Genomic DNA, 11,748 nt, shown 5'->3' on the forward strand with positions numbered 1-11,748 from the left:
AAGGGGTGGAGCTGACCGGTACTAACGGGGGAAAGGCAATCACACAACACGCCATGTTGTTTTTGGCGTTGCCCGTATTGCGTCCTTCGGCTTGTTCCCCCGGCAGGGAGCATCCGTTTGGTCCACGGAACGAATTCGCGTCCATTGTCCGGTTCCCGAACCGCCACATGCCACCGTCCCCCCGGCGGGGGGGGGATAGGTTGAAGATTTGCGGCGACCATAGCCAAGGTGAGACGCCCGGTCCCATTCCGAACCCGGAAGCTAAGGCCTTGCACGGCGATGGTACTGCACCTGAGAGGGTGTGGGAGAGTAGCACGTCGCCGCTTTTATTGTTGATGGCGTTGAGCCCTTGGTAGAGTCCTCCGGGATTCCCAAGGGCTCTCGTCATACTAGGGGGATTTGAACCGCACCCCGATTGTTGGACTGAAGAAATTCAGATTCGATGATCGGAGGTGCGGTTTCTTCATATGCGTACGGACCGCAGGAAACACTACGACGACGAGTTCAGGCGCGAGGCCTTGGAACTCATCAAGGCCGGGGCGGGAAGCAAATCGCTCGCCCGCAGGCTTGCCATACCGAAGCAGACCGCGAGAAAATGGATCCTGCTGTACAGATCCAACGGCGAGGAGGCGGTCATGGGAGCGAAGGGCAACAGGCGGTACGATTGGGAGACGAAGGTCGCGGCCGCGCGCGACCGCGTCGAGAACGGCGCGACCAAGGCCGAGGCCATGGCCAGGTACGGGATCGTGAGCGTCACCGCGCTGGAACGCTGGTGCCGCGACTACCGGGTCGGCGGCGCCGAGGCGCTGCGCCCCAAGCCCAAGGGCAGGCCGAAGGGCGCGAGGTCCAAACCGAAGGCGAAGCCCACGCGCGAGCAGGAGCTCGCCGAGGAGGTCGCGTACCTGGAAAAAGTGCGCGCCCTGCGGGCGTCGAGGTCACGAGGCGCGAGCGGAGCGCCGTCGTGCAACGGCTCGCAGGGCTCGGGCACCGCCTCGGCCACCTCCTCGAGATAGCGGGGCTGGCCAGATCCACGTACTTCCACCACCTGTCGCACCCGGAGCATGTGACACGCCCCGACCTGGAATCCCCGATCCGCGAGATCTGGAGGCGGACGGCCAACGGGTGCGGCCACCGGCAGGTCCGCATGTGCCTGGTCCGCGAGTTCGGTCGGCGCGTGTCGGCCAAGACGGTGCTCCGGGTCATGCGCCGCATGGGACTGCGGTGCCGGATCCGCGCCGCGAACCCGTGGAGGCGCTACAGCTCGTACAGGGGCGACTCCGGCGGACGGGTGCCGGACCTGCTCAAGCGCGACTTCACGGCCGAGCGGCCATTTGCCAAGCTCGGCACCGACGTCACGGAGTTCAAGGTCGCGGGAGGTAAGGCGTACCTCGCGCCGGTGTACGACATGGGCAGCAAGGAGATCGTCGCCTGGGACATCAGCCGCAGCCCCGACCTCGAACAGCAGAAACGGCTGCTCGCGATGCTCGCGGAACGCCTGCCCGCGGGCGCGGCCCCGATCCCGCGCCCCGACATGGGATGGCAGTACCAGCACAAGTGGTGGAGGGACAGGCTCGGGGAACTGGGCATACGCCAGTCGATGAGCCGCAAGGGCAACTGCCTGGACAACGCCGCGACCGAACAGGTGTTCGGCCACCTCAAGGACGAGTTCCACAGGGGGGGGACGTTCGGCTCGTACGAACGGTTCAGGGCCGAGCTCGACGCGTACATCGTGCACTGGAACACCAAGCGACGCCAGATACGGCTCGGGGGACGCACCCCGGAGGAGTTCCGGGGTGCGTCCCCCGTGGCCTGAGACTGTATCCTAATAAACAGCGTCCAACAATCGGGGCGCAGTTCAATTCCGGTTCCCGGGTTCCCTTCCTTTTCCTCGGGGGATCGGCCCCCGGTTTTCCTTTTTTGTTTGTCTTCGGGCCCCGGATGCGCGCGACGCGCATGCCCCGGGGGTCTTCCGCGTATCCGGGGCCTGGGAATACATGGATCAGACGAGACAGATATAGGATGTTCCTCCGTACCGCCCGCGTTTTCCATGCGCTGCGTCCACCATCTTGGAACCATGCCGACGAGTAATCGGTTGATGCTCAATCGCCTGATGACAGTCATGTTCGACATATCGCCCGTTTGATCGACGAATGAATTTGGCGATGACATTAAGCCCTCAAGGAATGTCGGAACATGTGAATTACGTAAAGTTGCCCATCTTTTGAGTCATATCGGTTCTGAAGGGCGTTTCTGTACGATTTTGGCCAATACGTGCGCTTCCCGTGGATGTCACCGACAAAGTGTGGTCAATAACGAGGCTGGAATGCAAGAATGGCGGGTATGCGTTTGAACAGAAGAACAACGGCAAGTGTCATCATCACTGCAATGATTTGTCTGATTATCCCCTTCATAGGGTTCCGGCTACGCTCATCGACGAACGTAGCCGTTTTCGAGACGAACATCCTGCGTGCATTGACGGCATGGCCGGAAAGCCTCAGGGATTGCTCCACGGTGCTCGCGTTCATGTTCTCCACGCTTGGGTGCATATCGATCCTGGTGGTGCTTGCCGTCATCGACTTCAGAATCGTCGGATCGATACGTGCGGTAATAGGTGACGTCATCATCGCCGCACTGCCGTTCGCATATGTGACGGGCATCAAATGGCTTGTGGAACGTCCCCGTCCGGTGACGGCCGCCGATTCCGCGCTGCTGCCGGGCGATCCAAGCTTCCCCAGCGGACACACCGCCGCCGCGGCCATCGTCGCGGTGATGATCGTGCTGACGGTGCGTAACGCCGCCTACCGGAAGTCCGGCAATACGTCGGGAACCGTACCCGAATACGCCGATCAGGTTCCCTCGGCGGAACGACGGGGGAGTGACACCTCATCCATTGTACGAACCTATGAGCATTGCGCGGCCGTCGTGGGCGTGGGCATCGTCATCATGGTGGCATGTTCCCGACTGCTATTGGGATTGCATTTTCCGACCGATGTGGTCACGTCGGCCATCGTCTGCCCGCTGATTTCCTACATGCTGTGGCGGTTGCGGGAGGACATGCGCATAGCGAAGGCATGACGCAAGACCAGACGCGACATTCGAGACGAATGCGTGACGAAGCCCGCGGGTAGGGCGTCGCGATGGGAATAGGGAGAGGCGATTCCGAGACGCCCCACCAGCTGGCCTTATCGTATGCGGTGCGTGGATCGTCGATTCGTATGGCCTGATGCGATAATCAGACGCGCTTGATGCCGAGGACGGAGATGGCTGCGATGGTGGTTATGGCGATGGCGGTCGGGAACATGATCGTGTAGGAGCCGGTCATGCTGACGATGGGCACGGCAGACCTGGATGCAAGGGCAAGGTGCGATCCGCACTGACGTTCTCCCTACCTCGCGGTATCTTCGTATGTTCGGCTTCCCGGCCGTACATGAGAACACGACAATGAAACGAGGCAACGATGGTAGATGCGCATGACGGCGAAACATACACCGCGGAAGGGTCGCGTCTGATTTGGATCGACTGCGAAATGACCGGTCTGGATATCTTCGGCGACGAACTGGTGGAAGTCTCCGTGGTACCCACCGATTTCGACCTGAACGTGCTGGACGAAGGTGTCGACTACGTCATCAAGCCCAGCCAGAAGGCCGTCGACCACATGAACGATTTCGTGCGCAACATGCACACCCGTTCCGGCCTGATCAACGAATGGGAGAACGGACTGTCGCTGGAGGAGGCGCAAGCCAAGGTCGTCGAGTACGTCAAGCGGTTCACCCCGGACGGCGTCAAGCCGCTGCTGGCCGGCAACTCCATCGGATCCGATAAGAAGTTCCTCGACCATTACATGCCGGGACTCATGGAACATCTGCACTACCGTGTCATCGACGTGAGCACGCTCAAGGAGCTCGCACGCCGCTGGTACCCCGCCGTGTACCGCAACCGCCCGCCGAAGAACGGCGGTCACCGTGCGCTCGCGGACATCATCGAATCGCTCGACGAACTGCGCTACTACCGCAAGGCCTTCATGGCCCCGGCCCCCGGCCCCGATGATGCCGATGCCAAGGCCCTGGCCGACGATATCGTGGCCACGAGCATCCTGAACAAGTAAGCAGAGGTGACGCGAACCCCGCGAGGCGAGGAGGGATATGCAACAGTCGGAGGCGCTGGCCATTCTGAACGTCGGGGCGAACGTGTTCCTCACAGGTGCCCCCGGCGCGGGCAAAACGTACGTGCTCAACGAGTTCGTACGTGCGGCGCGTGCGGAAGGCGCGAACGTCGCGGTCACCGCATCCACGGGCATCGCGGCCACGCATATCAACGGTCAGACCATCCACTCCTGGAGCGGCATCGGTCTGGCCACCTCGCTGAGCGACCGTCTGTTCAAGACGATCCGTATGCGCCGCAAACGCAAACTGCAGGCGGCTGACATCCTCATCATCGATGAAGTGTCGATGATGCACGCCTGGCTGTTCGACATGGTCGATCAGGTGTGCCGCAGAATCCGCCTCGACCCGCGTCCGTTCGGCGGGCTGCAGGTCGTGGTCTGCGGTGATTTCTTCCAGCTGCCGCCGGTCAGCACCTCCAACCGCAACCATGATCTGATCGCGCCGACCCCGGAATTCGTGGCGTCACGTGAACGGTACGCCAGTTTGGGCAAGGATCCGGAAGGGTTCATCACCGAATCGTTGGTGTGGGATGAACTCGATTGCACCGTCTGCTATCTGACCGAACAGCACCGTCAGGACGACGGCAGGCTGCTGGGCGTGCTCACCGACATCCGGCAGGGAAACGTCAACGATGACGACCGTGCCGCGTTGGCGACACGTCTCGGCGTGCTGCCCGAACCCGGCCAGCAGGCGGTGAACCTGTTCCCCGTGAACAAACAGGCGGACACGCTGAACGACATGCGCCTGTTCGAGATCCCCGAGGAGCCGCACGAGTATGTCGCGACGGCGGCCGGCCCGGCGAACCTGGTGGAACGGCTCAAACGCAACATGCTCGCGCCGGAACGGTTGCAGTTGAAAACCGGTGCGGCGGTGATGGCCGTGCGCAACGATCAGAATCATCAGTTCGTCAACGGGTCGCTTGGCACGGTACGGGCGTTCGTACCGGAGGCGAAAGGCGGTTGGCCGATCGTCGAATTCGAAAACGGCAATATCGTCACCATGAAACCCGACTGCTGGGAGATGATGGACGGTGACACCGTGCTCGCCAGCGTGAACCAAGTGCCGTTGCGCTGCGCGTGGGCGATCACGATCCACAAGTCGCAAGGCATGACGCTTGACCGCGCGGTAATGGATCTGCGCCGCACCTTCGCGCCCGGCATGGGGTATGTGGCGCTCTCCCGTGTGGAATCGCTGCAGGGGCTGTACCTGGCCGGAGCGAACGAGCGCATGTTCCTCGTCTCGCCGGATGCGGTGATGCTTGATGGCAGTCTTCGCGCGGCTTCCCGTGAAGCCTCGGCGCGGCTGGCCGATGAGGGGGCAAGCGTGTTCAAACCCAGCAACGCCGAAGCCACCGACGAATCAAAAAACGAATTCGCCCAGGACGCGCTGTTCTAGGCGCATACAACATTTGATGGCGAAAAAGACGCTTTTTGCTAATCTGATAACTTATTGCTCCTATCCTCCGATCATGCCTGATCGGAGGCGAGTAAGTTTGTATTAATAAAATCCCAATGATTATCTTGTTGTTCTAGTACAACGTTTGTCTTTTTATGCTTGGGATGGGGAGTTAGCGGCGATAGGATAATCGAAGGGGAGGCCATATCCAAGAATCCGCCGGTACGGAGCGGCAGGGTAACGGATAAGAACCCTGGCTTGATGACGAAGGGGGACTGGATGAGCGACGATCGTAATCGCGACGGCATGGACGAGCTGCGCGATCTTGGCGGTGAGGAGTATGGCGACACCGGTGGGCAATCGGGCGGTGATGGGAGCGGCAAGGCCACCGGCAGGAAACGGCGCGTAATCGTCGGTGCTCTTATCGCGATATTCGCGGCAGGCATGGTATTCGCCGGCTGGAACGTCATCGGCGCGGCCATGGCGAACAATCGACGGGCCCATGCGGCGGCGCTCGCCGACTGCCGGTCGGCGCGCACGGATTACATCAGAACATATACCTCCTATACGCTGGCCATGAGCAAGGCGGCGACTCTGCTGAAGGAGACGAAATCCATCACCGACAGCGACGCCCGCGACCGGCTGCGGCAACAGGTGGACAGCCTGCGCGGCAGCGGCGTCGAAAAGCTCGCAGCGAAGGAATGCTCGGCGAAGCAGTCGCGCGGGGAGCTCTCGGACCTTGCCGACAGTTACGGCAGGTCGAGGACGGTCATGGTGAACGGCCTGACTACGGTGCAATACGATTCGCAGACGCTGCAGCAGATGATTGACGGGATGAACGCGCAGGACATGCGCAAGCAGCTGTCCAAGCTCATCTCCCGCGGCGAACTCGCACTGGAACGGTCCAAGGGCAAGGTGGACGAGTCCAAGCGGAGCACTTTGGAGACGGAACTCGCCTCCGCCAAGCACACCCTTGATACGGCAAGCAGCGACGATGTGACCGCCCTGAACGACGAATTCGCCCGACTGAAGGGCGTTGTCGACGATATTATCGCGTCCATGCCGCTCGACTGCCATTTCACCCAGTGCGTGGCACTCACCTTCGATGACGGGCCGAACAAAACGAACACGTCGAAGGTGCTCGATGCGTTGAAGAACGCCGGTGTGCCGGCTACGTTCTTCCTGCAGGGGCAGTTCGTGAACGGTTCCAATGTGGGGCTTGTCAGGCGCATGACCGGGGAGGGGCATGATGTCGGCTCGATCTCATGGCGGCATACGCAGATGCATGGCATGCCCGCCGAGCAGCTGAGGAAATGGTTCGACGACACTGATGCAGTGATCTCCAAGGCAAGCGGGAAGGACGTCACGCTATTCCGCCCTCCGGATGGCGCATGGGGCGACGCATTGCGCGCGCAGGCCAGGGATTCCGGGCAGGCCATGATCCTATGGGGCGTGGATTCCGGCGATTGGGACAAGCTTGGTGCCGACGCCATAACCAAGCGTGTGGTCGACGGCGCGTATTCCGGTTCCATCGTCTCCCTGCATGACGGCAATGCCACGACCGCCAAGGCGCTGCCGAAGATCATTAAAGGGCTTAAGGACAAGGGGTATACCCTGGTCACGGTGAACACGCTGTTTGCCGGTGACATTCGGCCCGGCGACGTGGCGTACGGCCTGAACGACGTGCAACGCGACGCCGAATGACTGTATTCAGCGGGGCACATAGTGGTCTCTAAGCTGCCGCCAAATCCGGTTCGACGCATAATAGGGGTTTGACGATAGCGAAATGAGGAGCGTGAAGTGATGATTCGATTGGCGGTTTCCGGCCTGCTGACCTGTGTGATGGCGTTTGCGCCGGCGGCGAGCGCCAGCGTGGCCAATGCGGGTGACGGCGATGCAGGCGATAGCACCCGCATCGCATGCCCGTCATACCCTACGTGCAAGAAAATCGCAGCATGCGCATCAGTATGCAAGGCGAAGTAGCGGAATCGTGACATCGATGCGCCACATGCCATCCGAAATGCCGTTGCGCATCGTTCCTCCCGATATCTCAGCCTGATGACGAAGCAGGCTCAGACCGAAGCCCGATGAGAGCTCGTTGGGGTCGCCGTCCGCCGGATTGGTTTCGGTGATCGCGAGCTCTGTCGGGGTCACCGCGATGCCGAAATGATACTCGCCGGATCGCTTCGACATATGGCGGGCGATATTGGCGTAAATTTCCTTGACGCAGAGTTTCGCCAGTAGGAAGGTATCTTCGGACAGGGGCGCCGAATCGACATGGATCGAGACGACTCCTCGGAACCCCATCGATTGCAGATTCCGATCCTGCTCCCTTACATATGCCAGCAGTTCATCCGTGACGTGTGTCGATTCGTCGGAGCAAGCGGTGCCGCGATCTTTGCTGGACAAGGTGCGGATAAGGCCGTGCGTGTTGGACAGGGCGATCTGCGCCACGTCCTTGATGCGATCCAGAGTCGCGTTGGTTCCGCCGCTGTCATGCTCGTCATGCGATTGCGCCAGAAGGACGATCGAGGAGAGTTCGCTGGTGATCGCCGAGTGAAGATCCGACGCTATCAACTGGTTGCGTTCCGTCAGCCTGAGCTGGGAGAGATGCTCCTCATGAGTGAACAGCACGCCGATGAGGTATGCGACGAGATCGATGGTGGCGGTGCCCACAAGATAATCGATAGGCATGCCCGACCGATAGGTCTCCAAAGCCTCCATGGTGATCAGGAGAACGACGGCGGTGACGGAAGGTGCGCGCCGCAGATAGAACGCCAGATACGCGATCGACAGGAACATGCCCCATTCCTCGCTTCCCGCCACAAGGGTGGGGTGGAACAGCAGCATGACGTATACGACCAGACAGAACAGACTTGCCGTTACAGGGTGGAAAGCAAGCAGGGCGAGCGTCAGGAAATACACGCTTGCGACCGCCCACCCATAGGGGCCGGGGTACAGTGCGCTGAAGGAGCCGATGCACATGAACGCGGATATCGCGATGAATACGAAGCTGATCAGTGCCCGGTACTTCGTCTGATTCAGGAAGAACGACGCGTCGGTTGGGCGTAGTACGGCATGACGGAATCGATCAAACATGCTTTGCCCTCTGCCATTTGACCAGTGCTTCGCCCAGCGTGGTGGTGCCGAGCTTGGAACGGGCGCGCATGGTGTAGGTTCGTACGGTCGCGGGCTTGACCCCCATCTGTTTCGCGACTTCCTTCGAACTCATACCGCGGGCGGTGAGATTCAGGGCCGTTATTTCGCTGAGCGTGAGCGTGGCCGCGGGATCCGACGGCATGCTGCTGATGCGGTCGTATGCGGCTTCCGCCGTTTCGAAAATGACGTCTTCCTGCGACGTATATGGGAATACGCCGTCCTCATGCACGCTTCTGACAGCCTTCGCCAAAGTCATGAAATCGTTTTTCGTGATGATTCCCTGGACTCCTGCCTGAGCCGCATCCGCGGCATACATATCCAATGGATACGAGGTGAACGCGAGTATGCTCGGCGTGGGGCCGGTGGCTCTAAGCTGACGGCAGAGCATGGTTCCCGGCATATCGGACAAGGCCATGTCGACGAGGAGTACGTCGGGTAGGTGTTTGTTCTTACAGTGCGTCAACGCCTCTTGCCCGGTTTCGGACGTCCACAGTATGGTGAGCGTCGGCGTATTCTCGATAAGCTTGCGTAACGCGTACAGGGTGATGGCATCGTTATCCACTATCGCCAGGGAAATGGATTCGCCCCTATCTCCATCAAAAGCCGCTTCTCTCATGGTTCTGTAGCATACATCGAGGTGAAGTTTTACGTAGGCGTTTCCGCGCGTGCGATGATGCTTTAGCACCGTGAAAAAGGGCTTGAAACCGCCGATCTGGAGTGATTCCACATGGTGATTCGGACGTATGGATACCGCGTTTTCCGTGGAAAGACAGCGAAAAAACGGTATTTGCGTCGTCATGGGGGCGCGACGGGGGTCAACATTTGTTGCACTTTGTGCATTTTTGCGTGGTGCCGCGTTTCATAGCGTTAAAGTGGAGCGCGGGTGAGGCCCTGAACTCAGATTGTGGCTGGTTTGTTGCGATGTTGCGGCGATTGATCCAGCCAGCCACTTCCGTCGAGTTCAGGCGAGGATGATATCGTTTTCAGCGCAACTGGGAAACCGAATCATGCGCTGGCATCGACGTGACCTCACATCGTGGGTGCGGGTAGCGCTATCTTGGAACCTATGACTTCCAATACTCTTCGTATGTCCACTATGTTTCTGCGCACACTGCGCGAAGACCCCGCCGATGCCGATGTGGTGTCCGACAGACTGCTGCAGCGTGCAGGCTACCTGCGCAAGGCGGCCCCCGGCATCTGGACCTGGCTGCCGCTGGGCCTGAACGTCCTGAACAAGATCGAGAACATCATCCGCGAGGAAATGGCCTCCATCCACGCCCAGGAAGTGCATTTCTCCGGCCTGCTGCCGCGCGAACCGTACGAGGCCACCCATCGTTGGGAAGAGTACGGCGACAACATCTTCCGTTTGAAGGATCGTCACGAGGCCGACTACCTGCTGGCCCCGACCCACGAGGAGATGTTCACCCTGCTGGTCAAGGACCTGTACTCCTCTTATAAGGATCTGCCGGTGACCCTGTACCAGATCCAGACCAAGTACCGCGACGAGTTCCGCCCGCGTGCCGGCCTGATCCGCGGTCGTGAATTCATCATGAAGGACGCCTACTCCTTCACCCTCGACAAGGAGGGACTGGTCAAGGCCTACATGGACGAGCGCGGCGCATACGAGCGTATCTTCAAGCGTCTCGACCTCGACTACGTGCCCGTGCACGCCATGGCCGGCCCGATGGGCGGATTCGAATCCGAGGAATTCCTCGCCCCGATGGAGATCGGCGAAGACACCTTCGCGCAGTCCCCGTCCGGCAAGGCCTGGAACGTCGAAGCCTTGACTACCCCGGAACCGCCCGCAATCGACTACTCCAACACCCCTGCGGCCGAAAAGCGCCCGACCCCGGACGCCGGCACCATCGACCAGATGGTCGCCTTCGCCAACGCCAACCACCCGCGCACCGACGGCCGTGAATGGGAAGCCTCCGACATCCTGAAGAACGTTGTCATCGCAGTCAAGCATGCCGAGGACGAGAACCACGAGGAACCGTGGCGCGAACTCGTGGTCGTGGGCGTGCCCGGCGATCGCGTGGTGGATATGAAGCGGCTTGAAGCGCAGTTCGCCCCCGCCGAAATCGAGGAAGCCACCGAAGAGGACCTTAAGAAGCACCCCGAACTCGTCAAGGGCTACATCGGACCGATGGTGCTCGGCCCGCAGGCGCGTGACGGCAAGAAGGCCGAAAACGCCGAGGAAACCGGCGACGCGCTGCGCTACCTGCTGGACGCGCATATCGCCCGCGGTTCCGCATGGTTCACCGGCGCCGACGAGGCCGGCGTGGATTACTACGATCTGGTGTACGGCCGCGACTTCGAAGCCGACGGCACCGTCGAGGCCGTGCAGGTCCGTCATGGCGATATGAGCCCCGACGGCTCCGGCCCGCTGAGCTTCGAGCGTGGCGTGGAAATCGGCCAGGTGTTCCAGCTCGGTCTCAAGTATTCCAACGCCCTGGGCCTGAAGGTGCTCGACCAGAACGGCAAGGCCGTTCCGGTGTGGATGGGCTCCTACGGTATCGGCGTGTCCCGCGTGATGGCCTGCATCGCCGAAACGCACCATGACGAGCGCGGCCTGGCCTGGCCGTCCTGCATCGCCCCCGCGCAGGTGCATGTGGTCGCCACCGGCAAGGACGAGAAGGCCTTCGACGGCGCCGAACAGCTGATCGCCGAACTGGAAGCCAAGGGTGTCGAAGTGATCTTCGACGACCGTAAGAAGGTCTCCCCGGGCGTGAAGTTCAAGGATGCCGAGCTGATCGGCGTGCCGCAGATCGCCGTGGTCGGCCGCGACTACGTGAACGACGGCACCATCGAGATCCGCGATCGCAACGGCGACAACAAGGTGGTGGTCCCCGCCGCCGAAGCCGTGGAGACGCTGCTCAAGCGCATCTGATCGGTTTGGACCGAGCGCCCTGGCCGTGACGGATCGCGGCCTATGGCGTGTGATGTCGAAATCCCCCGTATGCATGGCATGCGGGGGATTTTTCGTTGGTTGTTGGTTGTGGTGACGGTATTGGTGTCGGCTGTGGCGATG

General features: G+C 60.9%; 10 protein-coding genes and 1 rRNA gene. 9 read left to right on the forward strand and 2 right to left on the reverse strand.

From position 1 onward, the window contains the following. Positions 1-209 precede the first annotated feature (209 nt). From rrf to BUB29_RS09600, 8 genes are all read left to right on the forward strand, one after another. A 5S ribosomal RNA gene (gene rrf, locus BUB29_RS00005) occupies positions 210-326 on the forward strand. Positions 327-467: 141 nt separating this feature from the next. Next, on the forward strand, positions 468-1,013 hold the full coding sequence (locus BUB29_RS00010) for an IS3 family transposase (protein ID WP_033523138.1): 546 nt from the start codon (positions 468-470) through the stop codon (positions 1,011-1,013). Then, a complete protein-coding gene (locus BUB29_RS00015; protein ID WP_081966294.1) occupies positions 962-1,813 on the forward strand; it encodes an IS3 family transposase in 852 nt (283 codons plus the stop codon). The genes BUB29_RS00010 and BUB29_RS00015 overlap by 52 nt, the downstream gene beginning before the upstream one ends. Before the next feature lie 572 nt (positions 1,814-2,385). Next, entirely contained in the window at positions 2,386-3,075 is a 690-nt protein-coding gene (locus tag BUB29_RS00020; protein ID WP_234356134.1) for a phosphatase PAP2 family protein, read from the forward strand. A 382-nt stretch (positions 3,076-3,457) separates the two neighbouring features. Further along, the gene (gene orn / locus BUB29_RS00025) at positions 3,458-4,105 is read left to right on the forward strand and encodes an oligoribonuclease (RefSeq protein ID WP_033523137.1); all 648 of its coding nucleotides are present in this window, start codon (positions 3,458-3,460) and stop codon (positions 4,103-4,105) included. Positions 4,106-4,142: 37 nt separating this feature from the next. Further along, positions 4,143-5,558: a DEAD/DEAH box helicase gene (locus BUB29_RS00030; protein ID WP_033523136.1), complete on the forward strand. Its 1,416-nt coding sequence runs from the start codon at positions 4,143-4,145 to the stop codon at positions 5,556-5,558. A gap of 279 nt (positions 5,559-5,837) precedes the next feature. Next, entirely contained in the window at positions 5,838-7,262 is a 1,425-nt protein-coding gene (locus BUB29_RS00035) for a polysaccharide deacetylase family protein (protein ID WP_051914911.1), read from the forward strand. A 96-nt stretch (positions 7,263-7,358) separates the two neighbouring features. Further along, positions 7,359-7,541 (forward strand): hypothetical protein, encoded by a 183-nt coding sequence (locus BUB29_RS09600; RefSeq protein ID WP_143155101.1) that lies wholly within the window; start codon positions 7,359-7,361, stop codon positions 7,539-7,541. On the opposite strand, the gene BUB29_RS00040 is transcribed toward BUB29_RS09600, so the two are convergent. Together BUB29_RS00040 and BUB29_RS00045 are read right to left on the reverse strand one after the other, a co-directional pair. After that, a complete protein-coding gene (locus tag BUB29_RS00040) occupies positions 7,521-8,657 on the reverse strand; it encodes a sensor histidine kinase (protein ID WP_033523135.1) in 1,137 nt (378 codons plus the stop codon). The genes BUB29_RS09600 and BUB29_RS00040 overlap by 21 nt on opposite strands. Then, entirely contained in the window at positions 8,650-9,444 is a 795-nt protein-coding gene (locus tag BUB29_RS00045) for a response regulator transcription factor (RefSeq protein ID WP_033523134.1), read from the reverse strand. The genes BUB29_RS00040 and BUB29_RS00045 overlap by 8 nt, the downstream gene beginning before the upstream one ends. 339 nt (positions 9,445-9,783) lie before the next feature. On the opposite strand from BUB29_RS00045, the gene BUB29_RS00050 reads away from it, so the two are divergent. Then, positions 9,784-11,607 carry a proline--tRNA ligase gene (locus tag BUB29_RS00050; protein WP_033523133.1) on the forward strand — a complete coding sequence of 608 codons (1,824 nt, stop codon included), beginning with the start codon at positions 9,784-9,786 and terminating at the stop codon, positions 11,605-11,607. Positions 11,608-11,748 lie beyond the last annotated feature (141 nt).

It is taken from the genome of Bifidobacterium merycicum DSM 6492 (assembly GCF_900129045.1).
GTDB lineage: Bacteria > Actinomycetota > Actinomycetes > Actinomycetales > Bifidobacteriaceae > Bifidobacterium > Bifidobacterium merycicum.